Source organism: Muriicola sp. Z0-33, assembly GCF_026126425.1.
Taxonomy (GTDB): Bacteria; Bacteroidota; Bacteroidia; order Flavobacteriales; family Flavobacteriaceae; genus JAFMPW01.
Genome location: NZ_JAFMPW010000001.1, coordinates 328,245 through 348,445, shown reverse-complemented (window position 1 = coordinate 348,445; position 20,201 = coordinate 328,245). Strand labels below are relative to the sequence as shown.

The following is a 20,201-nucleotide window of genomic DNA, read 5'->3' as shown; positions in this document are numbered from 1 at the left end:
TTTTAGTGTTTTTGGATAAACAATTTTGTATTTACTTCATCAAATGCTACTGAGGTGCCATTTTCCAAGGTTTCTTCAAACTGCAAATCGGCAGTTAAAGTCTCAGTTTTTATATAATTAATATTACTGGCAACTGCTTTTTCTACAAAACCGTCTTTCAGTATTTTAATGTCTATTTTATCTGTTACCTCAAATCCTGATTCCTTACGAAGGTTTTGAATTCTATTTACCAATTCTCTGGCAATCCCTTCCTCCCTAAGGTTTTCATTGATAGTTACATCCAGTGCTACAGTAAGCGATCCGGAACTGGCAACCAACCAACCTTCAATATCTTGTGAGGTAATTTCTACATCCTCTAACTGTAATATAATAATTTTATTCTCTAAGTCAAGTGAAATTTCGCCTTCTCGTTCAATTTTCTGGATATCCTCCTGATCTAACTTCGCTATAGCCTGGGAAATCAGCTTCATCTCTTTACCAAACCTGGGTCCCAGAACTTTAAAATTGGGCTTAATTTGCTTTACTAAAATCCCTGAAGCATCGTCCAGTAAGGTTATTTCCTTTACATTGACCTCAGATTTTATCAATTCCGCCACCGCTTCAATTTCACTGCGTTGTTCTTCATCCAGAACAGGAATCATAATTTTCTGCAGTGGCTGCCGCACCTTTATTCTTTCCTTTTGACGGATAGACAAAACAAGTGATGATATAGCCTGTGCCTTTTGCATTTTTCTTTCCAGACTTGTATTGACATAAACCGGATTAGCTTCGGGGAATAAAGCCAGGTGAACACTTTCATACCCCTCCCTTTTGGTGGTCGCCGTAAGGTCTCTGTACAATTGATCCATAAAAAAAGGAGCTACAGGAGCAGAAAGCTTGGCAATGGTTTCCAGACAAGTGTAAAGAGTTTGGTATGCAGAAATTTTGTCTTCCTGATAATCACCTTTCCAGAAACGCCTTCGGCATAATCTAACATACCAGTTACTTAAATTTTCCTGAACAAACTCTGAAATAGCACGGGTGGCCTTTGTAGGTTCATATTCCGCATAGGCTGCATCCACTTTTGATATTAAGCTGTGTAATTCTGACAAAATCCACTGATCTATTTCCGGTCTTTTTTCTAAAGCAATGTCATCTTCACTATAGTCAAATTCATCTATGTTAGCATAGAGTGCAAAGAACGAATAAGTATTGTAAAGGGTACCGAAGAACTTTCGTTTCACCTCAACAATACCGTCAATATCGAACTTCAGATTATCCCATGGGTTTGCATTCGAGATCATGTACCACCTTGTGGCATCTGCTCCGTGCATGTTCATGGTTTCAAAAGGATCGGCGGCATTTCCAAGGCGTTTAGACATTTTCTTTCCATCCTTGTCCAGAACAAGTCCGTTAGAAACCACATTCCTGTATGCTATGCTATCAAATACCATGGTTGCGATGGCATGGAGCGTATAGAACCAACCTCTTGTCTGGTCTACGCCCTCAGCAATAAAATCTGCCGGAAAAGTTATCCCCTGATCTACAAGGTCATTATTTTCAAATGGATAGTGCCATTGTGCATAGGGCATTGAGCCACTATCAAACCATACGTCTATCAGATCGGACTCTCGCTTCATCGGTTTGCCTGAGGGAGATACTAATACAATCTGATCCACAATATTTTTGTGCAGATCTATTTTATCATAATTGGCCTCACTCATATCGCCAATTACAAAATCTGAAAAGATATCCTCCTCAACAAGCCCTGCTTTAATGGCTTTGTCAATTTCATCTTTAAGCTGGGCAACTGATCCTATTATAAGTTCTTCTCTGCCATCCTCTGTCCTCCAAATGGGTAATGGAATCCCCCAATATCGCGATCTTGATAAATTCCAATCATTGGCATTCGCCAGCCAATTACCGAACCTACCGTCACCAGTTGCTTTTGGTTTCCAGTTTATCGTCTGATTTAATTCAAACATTCGGTCTTTGATATCAGTAACCTTTATAAACCAGGAATCTAATGGATAATATAGAATTGGTTTATCTGTACGCCAGCAATTAGGATAACTATGGGCATATTTTTCTACTTTAAATGCCTTGTTCTCTTCCTTAAGCTTAATTGCGATCTCTACATCAACAGACTTTTCCGGGGCTTTGCCATCATCATAATATTCGTTTTTGACATATTTCCCCGCCAATTCTTTCATTTCCGGGCGAAATCTACCCTGCAGATCTACAAGGGGAACGGCATTGTCATTCTCATCCAGCACTAACATGGGCGGCACCTGGGGTTTAGCCATTTTAGCCACCATCATATCATCTGCACCAAAAGTTGGAGCCGTGTGTACTATCCCCGTTCCGTCTTCTGTGGTAACAAAATCTCCCTCAATTATCCTGAAGGCATTTTCAGCATTTTCATACGGTAATGCATAATTCAGAAGCTGCTCGTATCGAATTCCCAATAAGTCTCTCCCCTTAATTTCATGCACTAAGCTATACGGAATATTCTTGTTTTCCTGGGAGAAAGTTTTAAAATCTTCTTCATCATCCGACTCCTTAAACTTTCCTGTAAATTGTTTTGCTACAAGACTTTTGGCCAAAACCACATTAATTGGTTCAAAGGTGTATTGATTAAAAGTCTTTACTATCGCATAATCAATATTTGCTCCTACTGTAAGTGCGGTATTTGAAGGCAAGGTCCATGGAGTGGTAGTCCAGGCAAGAAAATAAACCTGGCCTGAGATCTCTTTTAAGACTGCCGGGAGTGTTTCATTAATCGCCTTAAATTGGGCTACAGCAGTAGTATCAGTAACATTCTGATAGGTCCCCGGTTGGTTGAGCTCATGCGAGCTAAGACCGGTTCCTGCTTTAGGAGAATAGGGCTGTATGGTATATCCTTTGTAAATAAGGCCCTTGTCATATATTTCTTTAAGCAACCACCACACAGATTCCATGTACTTGGACTTATAGGTGATATAGGGATCATCCATATCTACCCAATAGCCAATTTTTTCGGTCATACTGTTCCAGACATCCGTATATCTCATTACGGCTTTTTTACATGCCGCATTGTACTCTTCTATAGATATTTTGGTGCCAATATCGCCCTTGTTAATTCCAAGTTCTTTTTCAACACCAATTTCTATAGGCAATCCGTGAGTATCCCAACCGGCTTTTCGTTTTACCTGAAAGCCTTTCATTGTTTTATACCGGGGAAATATATCCTTAATGGTTCTGGCCATCACATGGTGAATACCAGGTAGCCCATTGGCCGAAGGGGGACCTTCATAAAATACAAAACCCTGCGCCCCTTCCCTGCTACTGACACTTTTCTCGAAAATTTGGTTTTCTTTCCAAAATTTCAGGATATTGTCTGCCACCTGAGGTAAATCCAAGCCCTTATATTCTTCAAACTTCATAAGCGTAGTACTTACTGCCCTAAATTAAGTCCGCAAAATTAGTGAATTTAGATGTAAAATTATGCCTGTTTTGGCAAAGAGAATGCTCTCTCTGAATTTTATTTAAAGAACTCATCTCATAGATATGGGCATCTAAGTAAGGCTTCCATCGCGTATATTAGGATAGATATATAATTAAACACTAAACATTACTACCATGAAAAAAGCAATTTTAGGAACTATCTTAATGGTTTTGAGCGTATCATTTGTATCCTGCGAAGGATGTAAAGACGATGCTGCCAAGACCGAAGAGGCATTAGAGGAAGTGAGCGAAGAACTTGAAGGAATCGGAGATGAGGTTAAAAATGCCACCAATGATGCCATTAAAGATGTAGAGGAGGCGGCCAAAGACGTAGAGAAAGCAGCAAATGAGGCAGCCGATGATATTAGGAAAGCGACAGAAGACGTTAAAGATGCTACAAAAGACGTTGGAGATGCAGTAAAAGAAGCTGCAGAAGATTTAAAAGAAGAAGTAGAAGAGGCTACAGACGACGCTTAGTATATAAAACAAGAGTCCTGACCAGATGAAAACCCTGATTAAACTATCAGGGTTTTTTTATGTTTAGAATGAATACTCTAACGCCAGTATAAAATTGGTCCCGGCAGCGGCTATCCCCGAAGAATAAGGCCTGTACCTTTGGTTAGTAATGTTTTCGATGTTTAATTGTCCAGAGAGTTTTCTACTGAGCTGGTATTGCGAACGGAAATTTAAGGTATACCAAGAAGGAGAATACGGCCTTCCCCTAGTATCCCGGGCGTAAATATAATCCTTGTTTCGCTCGGTTATCGCTAAATCATCGAATGAAATTTCCCCGTTGAAGTTGACAAAAATATCGGTCTTTATTTTCTGATTATTCCATATAAAATGAAAATCGCCAAAGGTTGGGGCTACGTGTCTTGCAGCAGATTCTGTCCCATCACTATCCTCTTCTATACCCTCTGTCAGCGTTATATTTGAACGCAATGAGATCTGTTCCGACAAAAAGGCCTCTGCTCCAAACTCAAATCCATAAACAAAGGCTTTGGCGGCATTCTGTATGGCTTGCACATTACTCAGTTGCCCGTTGTACATTATCTGACTTTCCCCGTTAAACAAATAATCTCGCCGTACCAGCGCATCTACCAAATAGGTGTAGTACACAGCTCCATTAAGCACAATTTTGTCTTTGATGTTCTTTTGCACCCTCATTTCTGCGTTGTAAGCGTACTCTGGCTCCAAAACCGGGTTTGGGACCACTACTGCTCCTGGTTCCGAATCAAACACTTTGCCTATGTCATCAATATTGGGAGCTCTGAAACCAGTAGAGCCATTAAGAGTTATCTGCAGATCTGCTTTGGGAAACCAGCTAAAACCAAGGCTTCCGGTTAATGCCCCATTATTTAATTTAGCCGAATTAAAGGGAAAGGGGTAGAATGTGGTGTCAAAATCAGCATTTATCCAAACATGACTGTATCGAAGACCGGAAAGAAAAGTGAAATTAGGTTTTGCCTTATACTCGGCATTTACATACCCGGCAAAGGTTTGCCAGGTGGCTCCATCCGGATATCTTGAAGCGGCATTGTCAAAACTATTGGTCTCTATATTCTCTTGACTCCCATCGGATCCTACTTTGTTGAATATGTATTCTGTTCCATAATAAAGCCTAAGATCTCCAATCTTCTTGTTTTCGAAATCAATGTTTGTCGATATCGCATCTACATTTTCCTTAGTGGTAAACCGGAGCGGATCATTAAAATCCCGTTCATTTCTGCTTTCTTCGAAATGTTGATAGGCCGTGGTGATCTTTAACCCATCATAGAATTTTCCTCTTCCCTTTTTATACAGCTGAAAGTTGCCCATAAACCATTTCTGAGGGCCGTAGAACCATTCTGCAGACCTGAGGCCCTCTCCGTCATCGGCCGGTCTGATAAGACGGTCATATCTTGAAAAATCGGAGGTCTCGGAATAGTACAATCCCAAATCGTACTTCCAGTTACTATTGGGCTTGTGGCTAATTTTTTGCATCAGATTCAATTGATTATAGCCTGTACTTTTTTGCCGTCTTGGGCGATTATTGGCCATAAGCATGTCTGTCCCATTATTCCTGACTACATATTCATTTCTAAGATAGGCCGCCGGACCGCGAGTTCCCATGTTAAGATCATCAAAGGAACTAAAAGTAGCGCTGGTTAGAAATGACCATTTCTTTCGGCCCAAGTTAAAATTGAAGTGAGCTGTACCTTCGTTATTGACAGTAGCAAAGCGGGAGTTTGCCATTCCTGTAAACAACAGACTATCATGCTCTGAAAACATGGCTTCCCGGGTAAAGAAATTCATAACTCCCCCAATCGCATCACTTCCATAGATCACAGAACCCGGTCCAAATATCACTTCAGTATTTTTGATGGTAAACGGATCAATGGAGATGATATTTTGAATATTTCCGCCTCTAAAAATGGCATTGTTCATACGAACACCGTCAACAGAAAGCACCAATCTATTTGTTGCAAAACCACGGATCATTGGACTTCCACCACCTAACTGGCTTTTTTGTACAAAAACTTTTCCGCTATTCTGCAAAAGATCTGCCGATGTCTGAGAGGTAGTAAAGGCAATTTCCTTCGCATTTAATGAAACTATCTTTTGTGGAATATCTTTCTTCTGTTGTTCCCATTTGGAAATAGACATCACCACTTCATCAAGTTGCTCAGGACTTAAGGTCATATATACCCTTGTACTTTTACGCAAAATCTGAGCTTTTGTAGCCTTCTTAGTTTGATAGCTTAAATGCTTAAAGAAAATACGCTCATTCCTGTCGAACAAACCAAGGTCGCATTTTCCATCAAAATCGGATAGTACCGTCTTTGAACGGTCGGTATTGTACAGTACTACATTTACAATGGGTTCCTTTGTCTCAAGGTCCAATAATTGAATCTCCTGCGACGAAACAAGCTGAAAAGTAAAAAAAGCTAGCAGTACCCCTATCCTGTGCATATTAATTGAAAACGTCATTTAAAATGGCAAGTGATCTGGGTTTTTTAAATCCGTGCAAATGTAATTCAAAATACATAACAAGGCTTTGCAACAATTCTTGCCGATCTTTCTTCCCCAGTTTAACAGTATGAATTGCATCAAAATTTATGCCCAAGAAGGCTTTGAAGCTGATTAATTTGCTTTCTGATAAATGTGGATTCAATGTTGGCCGATTTGTAAATTCTCCTTCCTGCAGATCAAAATACATAGCGTTGTCATTCTCAGACTCCGGATAAAACCCAAGATATTTAGTCAGTTCCAACAAAAAGAACAAATGAAAATTTGCAATATTATCATGCGTATCTAACCATTGCAACGCGGCTTCCAAAAAATAAAATAGGGGATAGTTCTGTTCTTCTTCATGAATACTATTTCCTAACATTTCTGCAAGGAATAAAGTCAGGGCGTTTTTGGAAATATCCCTGTGCATTGTTTGGTAAGGAAAATTTACCCTGGCTTCCTTTATACTTTCCAAATTGCCCTTATTTCTGTGGTTGGCAATAATCTCTAATTGCATCAACGGCTGAAAATAGGCAGATTTCAGTTTTCCTCTTTTAGATGCCAAAACCCCCCTTAGTAAATAGGTTTTAATTCCGGATGAAGCGGTAAAGGCTTTCACAATTAAGCTGGTATCCCCATACTTAATAGAAGAAAGCACAATTGCTTTTGTAGTCTCTTGCATCTGCGGTGGTTAGATATGATGCAAAGATAGCCGATTTTTAAGGTACAAGTACTGAAGTTAGCAATACGGAGTATCAGCAGTATTTAAATTGTCACCAATACTCCGCATCCTGAATTTTAAATGACTCCCTGAGCCAGCATAGCGTCTGCCACCTTAACAAAACCAGCGATATTGGCTCCTTTTACATAGTTGCAATAACCATCTTTTTCTACGCCATATTCTATACAGGAATCATGTATATCCTCCATAATTCCTTTTAATCTTTCGTCCACTTCTTCTCTTGTCCAGCTTATTCTCAATGAGTTCTGAGACATTTCCAAACCAGAGGTAGCCACCCCGCCGGCATTGGAAGCCTTACCTGGGGCAAATAGTATTCTGGCCTTGTGGAATTCGTTAATTGCCTCAGGAGTAGAAGGCATGTTGGCCCCCTCGGCAACACAAATACATTTGTTCTTTACAAGAGTCTTTGCACTCTTACCGTCTAGTTCATTCTGGGTGGCACAAGGTAATGCGATGTCGCACTTTACCTCCCAGGGTGTCTTGCCTTTAAAGAATTTCGCAGATTTGTATTTCTTGCTATATTCCGAAATTCTTCCGCGTTTATTGTTTTTAAGATCCATCACAAACTTCAATTTCCTGGCATCGATCCCTTCTTCATCAAGAATATATCCTGATGAATCTGAAAGTGTCACCACCTTGCCACCAAGATCTAGTACTTTCTCTGCCGCATACTGTGCAACATTTCCGGAACCGGAAATAACAACCTGTTTCCCTTCAAAGGTTTCTCCTTTAGTCTTTAACATACTCTGAGCAAAATAAACCGTCCCATAACCTGTGGCTTCCGGCCTAATTTTGGACCCTCCCCAGGAAAGCCCTTTCCCAGTGAGAACTCCTGTAAATTGGTTCCTTATCTTTTTATACATTCCAAATAGAAAACCAATCTCCCTGGCACCAACACCAATATCTCCGGCAGGAACATCGGTATTTGGACCTATATGTCTACTTAATTCTGTCATAAAAGCATGGCAGAAACGCATAACCTCATCGTCCGACTTCCCTTTGGGATCAAAATCTGACCCCCCTTTTCCACCACCCATTGGCAATGTAGTGAGGCTGTTTTTGAACACCTGTTCAAATGCAAGAAACTTTAAAATGCTGGCATTTACGGAAGGGTGAAATCTCAAGCCGCCTTTATATGGCCCAATTGCAGAATTCATCTGAATTCTATACCCTCTGTTAACATGAATTTCACCGGTATCATCAACCCATGACACCCTAAAAGAAATCAACCTTTCTGGTTCAACCATCCTCAGGAGAATGTTCTTACCGCTGTATATTTTTTTTCGTGCGATATAAGGTATGACGGTCTCAGCGACTTCCTGAACTGCCTGTATGAATTCCGGTTCATGACCATTTCTGGTTTTGACCTCCTCCATAAATGCGTTAATCTTTGCCTCCATATAAATTAATTAGCTATTGATTTTATTGATTTAGAAATTTAAGCGCAAAATTATGGTTTTAATATAATTTAAACGCTATTTTTTTGAAAATTTGACATTTTGGTCATGAAATCGCCTGATCCAGGTCAGCGATTAAATCTTCAACATCTTCTATACCAACGCTCAGTCTTATAAGGGCATCTACAACACCACTCTTTTCCCGCTCCTCTTTTGGGATACTTGCATGTGTCATACTCGCCGGATGTCCGGCCAAACTCTCAACACCTCCCAAAGATTCTGCCAGTGTAAAAAGTTTCAGGTTTTCTACAATTTTTACCGCATCAGTAAAACTGCTTCCTTTTGGAACAAACGAAATCATTCCTCCAAAATCTTTCATTTGATCTTTTGCAATTTGGTGATTAGGGTGATCTTCGAGCCCTGGCCAATATACCTTCTCTATTTTTGGGTGATTGCTAAGATAGGCTGCTATTGCTTTGCCATTCTCGCAATGTCGCTGCATTCTCAGATGCAGGGTTTTTATTCCGCGAAGCACCAAAAAACTATCCATTGGCCCGCAGACAGCACCGCTTGCATTCTGGATAAAATATAGTTTGTCTGCCAGGTCTTTGTCCTTTACTACTAAAGCACCGACTACAACATCGCTATGACCTCCCAGATATTTGGTGGCCGAATGCATTACTATGTCCGCACCAAATTCTAAGGGCCTTTGAAGATATGGTGTTGCAAAAGTATTGTCCACTGCTAACAGCACCTGATGTTTTTTTGCCAAATGCGCAACTCCTTTCAGGTCTATAACATTCATCATTGGGTTAGTAGGCGTTTCAACCCAAATTAGTGCCGTTTTCTCATTGATATGCGACTCAATGAAAGACAGATCCTGCATCCCGATAAAATGAAATTTTATTCCGTATTTCTCAAATACCTGTTTAAATAACCGGTAACTGCCACCGTATAAATCGTTAGTGGATACTACTTCATCTCCTGGCTCCAATAGTTTTATTACGGCGTCCATAGCAGCCAGGCCACTGGCGAATGCCAGACCATATGAGCCACTTTCAATACTCGCCAAAGAATTCTCCAATGCCGTTCTTGTAGGATTCCCCGAACGGGAATATTCAAATCCCTGATGTCCTCCCGGAGTGGTTTGGGCGTATGTAGAGGTTTGATAGATAGGTGGCATTACTGCACCGTAAGCTTTATCTGGTTGCTGCCCTCCGTGAATGGTTTTACTGTTAAATCGCAAATCTTTTTCGCTCATAAGTCATAATTATATGCACAAATGTATCGTTATCTTTTAGAGAATACAATGAACAAATCTTAAGTTTGTGCTTAAATCTGAATAATTCTTCATGCGTTCAAACTTCAGCTCATTGATACTTATATTAATCCTCTTTGGTTGCAATCAGCATAATAACCTTACGCTCCAAACCATCAAATTGGAGAGAAATACATGTGAACATTGCCCCATGGTAAGTATTACGATTCCAAAAGCCACTGAGAATGATAGAATCAGCGAAGCGATAAATTCAAGTATCCAGGAAGAGATTATCGCTGAACTTACTTTTGATGACCAGCAGGAAATAATTGTCGATCTGGAAGACGCTATTGATTCCTTTATTGCAGGATACAAGGAAGTTCAACAGATGCATCCTGATGAACTGACGGCCTGGGAAGCCAGGATTAAGGCAGAAATCAGTTATGAAGACAGAAAGATGATCAGCATAAAATTAGACACCTATCTATATACTGGAGGAGCCCATGGATACGGTGCAATACGCTTTCTGAACTTTAACAAAAGTAAGGGAAGTGAAATAGAGGATTGGGAGCTTTTCAATGACAAAGAAGATTTTGAACGATATGCGGAAAATAAATTTCGAAAACAAGAAAAGATACCCCCAAATACCTCAATTAACAGTACCGGGTATATGTTCGAGATGGATTCTTTCTACCTGCCAGAAAATATTGGCTTCACCAAGAAAGGAATAAAATTACTGTACAATCAATATGAAGTGGCCTCCTATGCAGATGGCCCAATAGAACTCATTTTACCCTATCGGGAAGTCAGGAAATATCTGGCCAGAGATATTAGATCTTAAGACTTTAAGTTGTTAGCATTTACTTTTTGGAGTGATAAAATAATCCCCAGATGCATTGCTTCATGGAACAAATTAAAAACCAAGGCATCATCAACATTCTTTATTTCGAAATTGGTAGCGGTGGTAAACCCATCGTAACTATTAAATACCTCCGCTTCAAAATCAGCAACAGTGCGTTCTATAGTCGTGAATAAATGCCCGGATAATTCATCTATTTCCTCTTCTGATGCCAGGCCATTTGGAACACTTCCTTTTCTGAACTTTTCAACAAAATCTGACGGGACAATCATTTGCAAATTGCTACGACCATAAATCAATAACTGCTGTGTAACTATTATATGGCCAATATTCCAATAGACATTGTTGCGAAAACCTTCAGGTATTCTCAACAATTCCTCTTTGGGCGTATGTTTAAGAATGCGATATAGTATCTTACGATTCTGTAGTAATGTTTGTAGCAAATTTTTCAAAACTAGATGGTATTAGTTGGGTTAACCGTTGGTGCAAGTCTTTTCAGTAAATATACACCTTGTCTTTCTATACACTATGGCAAGAAGCAGGAAATAGGGATTTTCTTTAATATACCATAGCTTTGCATTTCCCATGAACGCCGATGGTATGACTAAAATAAATTTCACCAACAAAAAATTTAAGCTGCTTGAAAATTCCAAAAATGGAGAGGCCGATAGCAAGACGGTCTTTGAGTATGCTCAAAAGGAAGATGTAGTAACTGCCAATTATCAAGGAGGAGCCATTAGAACAGGTAATATTATTGCCAGATTAGAAGGGCATCAATTATATATGGTTTACCAATGCCTTACTATGAACAATGAATTAAAATCCGGAAAGGCAACGGCAGATATAACTTTTACGGAGGACAACAAAATGAAATTGCTTTTGCATTGGGAATGGTTAAAAACACCTGGCCATAGTGGCAAGTCAGAATATATAGAAATTTAATAGAAAAGCATGAAGAAAATTTATCACCTTAGCAGCTGTACAACTTGTCAGCGCATCCTAAAAGAACTGGATCCATTAGCCAACTTTGAGCTTCAGGATATAAAGCACCAACAGATTACCGCTCCCCAATTGGATGAAATGAAAGATCTTGCCGGCAGCTATGAAGCCCTCTTTAGCAGGCGTGCCATGCTTTATAAAGCCAGAAAACTCAATGAGAAAGCACTTAATGAAGAAGATTACAAAGCCCTGATTTTGGAACATTACACCTTCCTGAAAAGGCCCGTAATTTTAAACGATGGTACCATCTTTATAGGAAACAGTAAAAAAGTGGTAGGTGCCGCTAAAGAAGCCATTCTCTCTTGAGCAAAAGAACATTAGCCCTCTTGGCAGCAATAGGAGCAACGATCATCTATGGTCTTAATCATACAATTGCAAAAGGTGTGATGCCTGAGGTGGTTAAACCTTATGGCTTTATAATGCTTAGGGTAATTGGAGCCACTGTTCTTTTTTGGGGTATTTCAGTATTTGGTCCAAAAGAGAGGATAGCAAAAAAAGATTATCTGAGGATGTTACTTTGCGCCGTGCTGGGGATGGGCTTTAATATGCTGGCATTTTTCAAAGGGCTCGACTTGTCTACTCCTATAAATAGTGCAGTGCTTATTACTCTCACACCGATTATCGTATTGATTTTATCGGCAATCCTAATCAAAGAAAGAATTTCTAAAAGTAAAATCTTCGGTATTTTTATTGGCCTTTTGGGAGCACTCGGACTTTTGCTCCTCGGAGCAGAAATCCGCCAGGACGCCCCTAATATTCCAATGGGGAATGCCCTGATAATTCTGAATGCCATTTTCTATGGATCGTATTTGATTGTTGCGAAAACCCTTATTCAGAAATACCACCCCTTTACTTTTATGAAATGGCTTTTTACCCTAGGCATCTTAATCTGCTTGCCTTTCGGATATGATGAACTCATAGAAATTCAATGGGGTACAATGCCTTTCCAGGCCGCCTGGAAAATTCTGTTTGTAGTAGTTGGCACCACCTTTTTGACCTATCTCTTCAATATTTATGCGCTAACCCAACTTAAAGCTTCAACACTGAGCGCCTTCGTCTATGTACAGCCTCTTCTTGGAATCCTCTTTGCCGTTGCTATGGGAAAAGACACCCTTACCGGGATAAAAATTGTATCTGCCTCCTTAGTTTTACTTGGGGTGTATCTGGCCAGTAGAAGACCTAAGCCAGGTCTGCGGGCATCTTAGCATACTTTCTGGTATCTTCTTTTGTTAAGACCTTGAAATAATCTGGTTTTTCAATTTTATCCCACAGGCTAAGAAGGGCATCAGGTAGCGAAATAAGTTTTCTTGTGGACAGACTCATCCAGGCACCCATCATTTCACAATAAGCGACGTTCTTACCTTTGCTGTCATAAAAGTTATGTCTGAATTCGAAGAACATCCCATCCTTACTCAAGCCGGCCACCTCTAATGAAACCCTTATCGGCCTTCCGGGAAAAACTTCCTTAAAATAATACATATGCTCATAAAAGACTACAGGCCCTATCTGGTTGTTATGCAGTATTTTCTGGTCTAAACCTAATTCCCATAAAAAAGACATTCGGGTATGAGCCATAAAATTGATATATGCACTATTGGCCAAATGCCGATTAGCATCTACATCACTCCATCTAATTTCAAATTCTTTAATGTACATTCTGTAAAAATATTTTGTTATGCATGCATAATATTTCTAAAATTACTATAGTTTTGGAAAACCAGTGCAATAAACGCTATAAATTATTCCCTATTTTTAATCCGAAAAATAAAACCATGGATACAAAAGCACCCTTTATCAAAGATTTATCCCTTCCTGCAATTGCAGCACCAATGTTTTTGATTTCCGGGCCCAATCTGGTCATTGAATGTTGTAAACAAGGGATAGTTGGTACTTTCCCGGCCTTGAACCAGCGAACAAGCGAAGGTTTTGAAGAATGGCTGATCCATATTAAGTCAGAGTTAGAGGCTTTCGAAGCATCTACAGGTAAAAAAGCCGCTCCTTTTGGAGTGAACTTAATTGTTCATCAAACCAATCCCAGGTTAGAAGCGGATCTAAAATTATGTATCAAGCATAAGGTTCCACTTATCATAACTTCTTTGGGAGCCGTATCTCAGGTTGTTGATGCCATCCACAGTTATGGCGGACTTGTTTTTCACGATGTAATCAAGAAAAGACATGCGGAAAAAGCAGCTCAGGCAGGAGTAGACGGACTCATATTGGTGGCCGCGGGGGCTGGAGGACATGCAGGAACAATTAATCCGATGAGCCTGGTGGCGGAAGTTAAAAAGTTCTTTAATAAAAATATAATTTTATCGGGTTGTATCAGTACTGGCAGAGATATTGCCTCCGCCATGCAAATGGGGGCCGATCTCGCCTATATGGGTACCCGGTTTATCAATACCACCGAAAGCCGTGCTCCCGAAGAATATCGGAACATGATAGTGGATTCTGGAGCCAGTGATATAGTTTATACTGCTGCCATTTCCGGAGTACATGCCAACTTCCTGGGCGCAAGTTTGGCTGCTGCAGGATTAACCCAGGAAGATCTAAAAAAAGACACCAAGATAGATTTTGGCAAAGAATTAGACACGGAGGCAAAGGCCTGGAAAACTATCTGGTCTGCAGGGCAAGGAGTTACCACAATAGAGAATGTACCTTCAGTGGCTGAATTAGTCGATAATTTAAAAAAGGAGTTCGTTGAAGCCATAAAGGAGCAGGCCAAAATATTGGATACGTTTCCCAAATAAATAATGAGTTAAGCATATCCTGGCATTTATAAAAAGCACACAGACAAACTCAATTCACGGATAATACATAGAACTAATGCCTCTGGTTAAATCTGATTATAGTCCTCCTCTTATTTTTAGAAACGGGCATATTTCTACAGTTTATTCTGGTCTAATCAGAAGGGTAAATGGACTTGAGCAAGTGCGCGAACGTGTGGAATTGGAGGATGGTGATTTTATAGATCTCGACTGGTCTTACACCACCTCTGCAACGAGTAAATTGCTAATATTACTTCACGGATTAGAAGGAAATGGCCAGCGGCCTTACATAACAGGTAGCGCCAAAGTATTTATTGCAAATGGATATGACGTATGTGCCGTAAATTTCAGAGGCTGCAGTGGGGAAACCAACCGTTTGTATAGATCTTACCATTCTGGTGCAACCGAAGATCTGGCCGAGCTGATTACGCATATAACTAAACAGCAAAAATACAGGGAAATTTACATCAAGGGTTTTAGCCTGGGCGGAAACATGGCCTTAAAATATATTGGCGAATTAAACGAACTCCCTCAGGAAGTTAAGGCAGTGATAGCAGTGTCTGTTCCCTGTAGTTTACACAGCTCTTTGATAGAATTACTAAAACCTAAGAACTATTTATATGCCAAACGCTTTAAAAACCATTTGATAGCCAAGCTCAAGGCAAAACAAAAATTATATCCCAAACTAATTACCGATGAAGATATTAGCAAAGTAAAGACGCTGAAGGATTTTGATGATATATACACCAGTAAGGCCCATGGATTTAGAGACGCCATGGAATACTACAAAAAATGCAGCAGTCTGCAGTTCTTACCTAATATTGGTATTCCTACACTGATTATCAATGCCAAAAACGATTCATTCCTTGGGCCGGCCTGCTACCCGCATACCGAGTCAGAGAAACATGCTAAGATATTTCTGGAAACTCCGAAATACGGAGGACATGTAGGTTTTCATATCAACAATAATTTCTACTATAATGAGAAAAGAGCACTAAAATTTATAGATGAGGTTTTATAAGTTAATCTATTGCTTATCTTAGTAATTCCAAAAATTAAACCAGATGAAAAAATTACTTGTCTTATTTGTATTAGGAGCCTTTGTAGTAGGATGCGGAGGTAAAGAAAAAAAAGAGGAGAAAAAAGAAGGCTTTGAAATGAGCCGCAAAAAAAAGGAAGAAAAACCAGCAGAAACTTCTGAGGGCGTCCCGGTAGACCTCAACAACAAAGGAGTTGGGCCAATAACTTCTGTGGAGTTTGCGGATGATATAGATACGGAGATGGCCGCTAAAGGGGAACAGACTTTTAAAACCATATGTACGGCATGTCATATGCCGGAACAGCGCATGATTGGGCCTGCGATGAAAGGGGTATACGAAAGAAGAAGCCCGGAATGGGTAATGAACATGATCCTGAACCCGGATGTAATGCTAAAGGAAGACCCTATTGCAAAGGCCTTGTTAAAAGAATATAACAATGCCATAATGCTCAATCAAAATTTAAGTCAGGAAGACGCCAGGGCGGTTGCTGAATATTTAAGAACATTATAACCCAATTGTGGGTAGTAAAAAGGCCTCCTGTTTTGGTCTGGTTTCAGCAAAGAAAAACAAACTCCTTGGGACAACAAGGGTATAGAAATTCCTATTGATCATAAAAACGGCATTAATCTGAGTCTTTGAAAGCAATCTATGCTATTTAACTCCATTGACTTCGCCGTTTTTTTGCCAATAGTATTTTTCCTCTATTGGTTTGTAACAAATAAGCACCTTAAACTTCAAAATTTACTAATAGTCCTGGCTAGCTATTTTTTCTATGGCTGGTGGGATTGGCGATTTCTCTCGCTTATAGTGTTCAGCACCTTGGTAGATTATACCGTTGGCTTGGCATTAAAAAAAGAAGAAGTCAAGGTAAAGAGAAAAATTCTTCTTTGGATTAGCATTGTAGTAAATCTAGGGTTTCTTGGGTTCTTTAAATATTATAATTTCTTTCTTGACAATTTTGTATCCGCTTTTTCCTTTTTTGGATATGAAATCAGCGGCACGGCACTTCAAATAATATTACCGGTAGGGATAAGTTTCTATACTTTCCAAACCCTTAGTTATACCATTGATGTTTACCGACAAAAACTTAACCCAACCAAGGATATAATCGCCTTTGCAGCATTTGTCAGTTTCTTTCCCCAATTAGTAGCCGGCCCCATTGAAAGGGCTTCTAATTTGCTGCCCCAGTTTTATAAAAGGCGAACATTTGATTATTCTAAGGCCACAGATGGTTTAAGGCAGATCATTTGGGGGTTATTTAAGAAAATGGTGATCGCTGACAACTGTGCTACTTACGCCAACGAAATTTTTAATAATTCGGCAGACTATAATGGAAGTACATTGCTAATGGGGGCAGTGTTTTTTACATTTCAGATCTATGGTGATTTTTCGGGATATTCAGATATTGCAATAGGCACCTCCAGATTATTCGGCTTTAACCTGAAACAAAATTTTGCCTTTCCATATTTTTCGAGAGATATCGCAGAGTTTTGGAGGCGATGGCACATTTCTTTGTCAACTTGGTTCAGGGATTACCTTTATATCCCTTTAGGCGGAAGCCGGGGTAGCAAGCTAATGAAGGTTAGAAATACCTTTATCATTTTTGTTGTAAGTGGCTTTTGGCATGGTGCCAATTGGACCTTCATCATTTGGGGTGCGCTAAATGCACTCTACTTCCTGCCACTATTATTGAGAAATAAAAACAGGGTGCATTTAGAAGTTATAGCCGCTACCAAAAGCCTGCCTACTTTTAGAGAAGGATTCAACATGTTTTTAACTTTTGGCCTTACAGTACTGGCCTGGGTATTTTTCAGAGCTGAAAATATAGAGCATGCCATCAGTTACCTGACTAATATGTTTACGGCATCAGTTTTTTCGTTGCCGGAAATTTTACCTTTGGATGTAATGGCCCTTGTATTAATATTATTAATTGTTGAATGGGTCGGCAGAAGACAGCTTTATGCTTTGGAAGGTCTTCAGAATGTAAAATCGCGTATAGCCCATTTTTCAATTCTTTTTGTAATAGTCATCGTCATTCTCCTTTTTATGTCGAATACGGAACAGGAATTTATTTATTTTCAATTTTAAAAATGAGAAAGTTCTTATTTGAAATAGTAGCTCTGGTTTTCTTGCTGATAGTAGCTATACATTTGTTGGATAAGGGGGAAAAGAGTCCGGGCGCCATGAGATTTGAAAAAATCAATAATGAGCTAGACATAATAACTCTTGGTAATTCCCATGGCGGAGGTTACAAATTTGGATCGCTGAAACTTAAAGGGGGTGCTTTCAACAGAGCAGGCAATACAATATTCTATGATCTGCAAAACTATAAGTACCTCAGGAAGCATTTATCGGACAGTGCAATAATTATTTTACCCATTTCCTATTTTTCATTTGGCCTTGAAGAAAACAGGGTTGACAGGGGCACGGTTAATCCTTTTGTAAATGAATTCTATGAATATTTACCTCCGACTTCCATATTGGGATACTCGATAAAAAAAGATTTGAGTCTTAGAATTAACAGGATCCAAAAGAAAGTCCAGTTACCGGACCTATTAAAGCAGCTGCAGCAGCAGCAGCAGAAGAAGAAGAAGAAGAAGAAGAAGAAACCTAAAAAAAAGAAAGTACAGCCTACAATTGAGCAACAGATAGCTGCTCTTGAGAAATCTGCAAAAAGTGCTTCGAAGCACCATAAAAAAATATTTGGCTATGGTGAGCCCTCAAGAAATTTGGCCTATTTATCCGATCTCATCTCGGATGCTCAAAAAAATGGATTCAGGCCTGTATTGATTACCACTCCTTATTACCAGGCGTACAATGAAAGCTACGATAAGGCCTGGCTAAAAGAAAATTACTACAGGCATATCAATAAGATTAGTACCGCATCCAAGACCGCATACATCGACTATAGTAATGATTCTATATTTAGTTCAGATCCGGATAATTTTAAGAATTCTGATCACTTAAGTAAAAAAGGCAAGATAGTATTTAGTGAAATCCTATTTCGGGATTTGGTAGATTTAGGAATATTGAACAAAGAAGCTATCAAGCAACCAAAGAAGAAATGATCTTAAACACCCATTAATTATAATTGCTCTTACAGCATAAATAATTATCCTTTATCACTGTACTCTATCCGCCACAACTTTATAGGTTGGGTCCTCTAAAACATTTACCTCGATAATATCATCGGCATTTTTTAGTAGTCGCTTACAATCGCGGCTCAGATGTTTAAGGTGTACTTTTTTACCGGCTTTCTGATAGCGTTCAGTAATTTTATTTAATGCTTCAATAGCCGACATATCCACCACCCGGCTTTCTCTAAAATCTATGACTACTTCGTCAGGATCATTCAGGACATCAAATTTTTCATTGAACATGGTCACAGAACCAAAAAATAGCGGCCCATAGATCTCATAATGTTTTACACCATCCTGATCAATGTGTTTTCTTGCACGAATTCTTTTGGCATTGTCCCAGGCAAAAACCAGGGCAGAAATTATAACTCCTACCAATACCGCCAGAGCAAGATTATGAAGAAACACGGTAACCAAAGTAACCAATATCATGACCAATACGTCTGACTTTGGCATTCTTCTAAATGTTCTTAAACTCGCCCATTCAAAAGTCCCCAGCGCCACCATAATCATAAGTCCGGTGAGTGCGGCCATAGGGACCTTCTCTATTAGATTTGCGCCAAACATTATAAATACCAGTAACATAACCGCTGCAACAATTCCAGAAAGCCTTGCCCTGGCGCCATTTGAAGTATTGATTAAACTCTGACCTATCATGGCGCATCCTCCCATCCCGGAGAAGAACCCAGACAATATATTTGCTGTTCCCTGAGCAACAGCTTCCTTATTGCCCCTTCCCCGTGTCTCAGTAATCTCATCAACTATATTAAGTGTCAAAAGACTTTCTATTAACCCAACCCCGGCAACTATCGCTGCAAAAGGGAAAATTATTTGTAAAGTCTCTAGTGTCAAAGGAATTTCAGGGATATGAAATGGAGGAAACCCGCCTTTAATTGAAGCAATATCTCCAATAGACCGTGTATCAATATTAAGTGCCATAACGATTCCAAAAACCAATAATATGGCCACCAGGGAAGAGGGCACTACTTTACTGAGTTTTGGCAGTCCCCAGATCACGAGCATGGTAAGAAGTACCAATCCCATAAAAATATATAAGGCATTTCCTGAAAGCCAATCCCCGTCAAGAGTCTTAAACTGATCTAATTGAGAAAGAAATATGATAATGGCCAGGCCATTTACAAATCCAAATATAACGGGGTGAGGCACTAAACGCATCAATTTTCCCAGGCGTAAAAATCCCGCAGCCATTTGCAGTAGCCCTGCCAGTACAACTGTTGCAAATACATATTCTACCCCGTATTGTTGTGCCAGCGTCACTATTACTACCGCAACCGCTCCGGTTGCTCCGGAAATCATCCCCGGTCTACCCCCCAAAATAGAGGTAACCAGGCCCATTACAAATGCAGCATAGAGGCCGGTTAAAGGTGATAATCCTGCTATTAAGGCAAATGCTATTGCTTCGGGAACCAGGGCAAGAGCCACAGTTATCCCTGACAGCACTTCGGTCTTATAGTTAACTTCCTGAGAAAAATCGAACAGATTTAAATACTTTTTCAATCCCTAATGCATTTAAGGCCGCAAAAATAG

At 39.7% G+C, this 20,201-nt stretch carries 18 protein-coding genes; 10 read left to right on the top strand and 8 right to left on the bottom strand.

Annotated elements, in window-relative coordinates:
- Positions 1-2: 2 nt before the first annotated feature.
- A complete protein-coding gene (gene ileS, locus J1G40_RS01535) occupies positions 3-3,404 on the bottom strand; it encodes an isoleucine--tRNA ligase (protein ID WP_265240508.1) in 3,402 nt (1,133 codons plus the stop codon).
- A 196-nt stretch (positions 3,405-3,600) separates the two neighbouring features.
- Between ileS and J1G40_RS01530 the strand changes: the two genes are divergently transcribed.
- Positions 3,601-3,942 (top strand): hypothetical protein, encoded by a 342-nt coding sequence (locus tag J1G40_RS01530; protein ID WP_265240507.1) that lies wholly within the window; start codon positions 3,601-3,603, stop codon positions 3,940-3,942.
- 63 nt (positions 3,943-4,005) lie between these two features.
- Here J1G40_RS01530 and J1G40_RS01525 read toward each other — a convergent pair whose 3' ends face one another.
- The 4 genes from J1G40_RS01525 to J1G40_RS01510 form a co-directional block, all read right to left on the bottom strand.
- Positions 4,006-6,435 (bottom strand): TonB-dependent receptor plug domain-containing protein, encoded by a 2,430-nt coding sequence (locus J1G40_RS01525; protein ID WP_265240506.1) that lies wholly within the window; start codon positions 6,433-6,435, stop codon positions 4,006-4,008.
- Positions 6,419-7,138, bottom strand: a complete 720-nt coding sequence (recO, locus tag J1G40_RS01520) for a DNA repair protein RecO (protein WP_265240505.1) — start codon at positions 7,136-7,138, stop codon at positions 6,419-6,421. Before recO ends, J1G40_RS01525 begins: the two co-directional genes overlap by 17 nt.
- A gap of 116 nt (positions 7,139-7,254) precedes the next feature.
- A complete protein-coding gene (gene gdhA, locus J1G40_RS01515; protein WP_265240504.1) occupies positions 7,255-8,598 on the bottom strand; it encodes an NADP-specific glutamate dehydrogenase in 1,344 nt (447 codons plus the stop codon).
- A gap of 103 nt (positions 8,599-8,701) precedes the next feature.
- Entirely contained in the window at positions 8,702-9,856 is a 1,155-nt protein-coding gene (locus tag J1G40_RS01510) for a cystathionine gamma-synthase (protein ID WP_265240503.1), read from the bottom strand.
- 178 nt (positions 9,857-10,034) lie between these two features.
- Here J1G40_RS01510 and J1G40_RS01505 point away from each other — a divergent pair, with 178 nt between their 5' ends.
- Positions 10,035-10,694, top strand: a complete 660-nt coding sequence (locus tag J1G40_RS01505) for a DUF3298 and DUF4163 domain-containing protein (protein ID WP_265240502.1) — start codon at positions 10,035-10,037, stop codon at positions 10,692-10,694.
- Here the strand turns inward: J1G40_RS01505 and J1G40_RS01500 are convergent.
- Positions 10,691-11,164: a DinB family protein gene (locus J1G40_RS01500; protein WP_265240501.1), complete on the bottom strand. Its 474-nt coding sequence runs from the start codon at positions 11,162-11,164 to the stop codon at positions 10,691-10,693. The genes J1G40_RS01505 and J1G40_RS01500 overlap by 4 nt on opposite strands.
- A 148-nt stretch (positions 11,165-11,312) precedes the next feature.
- On the opposite strand from J1G40_RS01500, the gene J1G40_RS01495 reads away from it, so the two are divergent.
- The 3 genes from J1G40_RS01495 to J1G40_RS01485 are packed head-to-tail and all read left to right on the top strand — an operon-like array spanning position 11,313 to position 12,916.
- On the top strand, positions 11,313-11,654 hold the full coding sequence (locus J1G40_RS01495) for a hypothetical protein (RefSeq protein ID WP_265240500.1): 342 nt from the start codon (positions 11,313-11,315) through the stop codon (positions 11,652-11,654).
- Positions 11,655-11,663: 9 nt separating this feature from the next.
- On the top strand, positions 11,664-12,017 hold the full coding sequence (locus J1G40_RS01490; RefSeq protein WP_265240499.1) for an arsenate reductase family protein: 354 nt from the start codon (positions 11,664-11,666) through the stop codon (positions 12,015-12,017).
- Positions 12,014-12,916, top strand: a complete 903-nt coding sequence (locus J1G40_RS01485; protein WP_265240498.1) for a DMT family transporter — start codon at positions 12,014-12,016, stop codon at positions 12,914-12,916. Before J1G40_RS01490 ends, J1G40_RS01485 begins: the two co-directional genes overlap by 4 nt.
- Here J1G40_RS01485 and J1G40_RS01480 read toward each other — a convergent pair.
- Positions 12,891-13,367 carry an acyl-CoA thioesterase gene (locus J1G40_RS01480; protein WP_265240497.1) on the bottom strand — a complete coding sequence of 159 codons (477 nt, stop codon included), beginning with the start codon at positions 13,365-13,367 and terminating at the stop codon, positions 12,891-12,893. The genes J1G40_RS01485 and J1G40_RS01480 overlap by 26 nt on opposite strands.
- A gap of 116 nt (positions 13,368-13,483) precedes the next feature.
- Here J1G40_RS01480 and J1G40_RS01475 point away from each other — a divergent pair, with 116 nt between their 5' ends.
- The 5 genes from J1G40_RS01475 to J1G40_RS01455 all read left to right on the top strand — a co-directional run bounded on the left by J1G40_RS01475 (position 13,484) and on the right by J1G40_RS01455 (position 18,584).
- Entirely contained in the window at positions 13,484-14,458 is a 975-nt protein-coding gene (locus J1G40_RS01475) for an NAD(P)H-dependent flavin oxidoreductase (protein ID WP_265240496.1), read from the top strand.
- Positions 14,459-14,534: 76 nt separating this feature from the next.
- Positions 14,535-15,497: a YheT family hydrolase gene (locus tag J1G40_RS01470; protein WP_265240495.1), complete on the top strand. Its 963-nt coding sequence runs from the start codon at positions 14,535-14,537 to the stop codon at positions 15,495-15,497.
- Between the two features lie 43 nt (positions 15,498-15,540).
- On the top strand, positions 15,541-16,026 hold the full coding sequence (locus J1G40_RS01465; RefSeq protein WP_265240494.1) for a c-type cytochrome: 486 nt from the start codon (positions 15,541-15,543) through the stop codon (positions 16,024-16,026).
- A gap of 138 nt (positions 16,027-16,164) precedes the next feature.
- Positions 16,165-17,604 (top strand): MBOAT family O-acyltransferase, encoded by a 1,440-nt coding sequence (locus J1G40_RS01460; protein WP_265240493.1) that lies wholly within the window; start codon positions 16,165-16,167, stop codon positions 17,602-17,604.
- Positions 17,605-17,606: 2 nt separating this feature from the next.
- Entirely contained in the window at positions 17,607-18,584 is a 978-nt protein-coding gene (locus tag J1G40_RS01455; protein WP_265240492.1) for a hypothetical protein, read from the top strand.
- Between the two features lie 54 nt (positions 18,585-18,638).
- On the opposite strand, the gene J1G40_RS01450 is transcribed toward J1G40_RS01455, so the two are convergent.
- The gene (locus J1G40_RS01450; protein WP_265240491.1) at positions 18,639-20,171 is read right to left on the bottom strand and encodes a SulP family inorganic anion transporter; all 1,533 of its coding nucleotides are present in this window, start codon (positions 20,169-20,171) and stop codon (positions 18,639-18,641) included.
- Positions 20,172-20,201 lie beyond the last annotated feature (30 nt).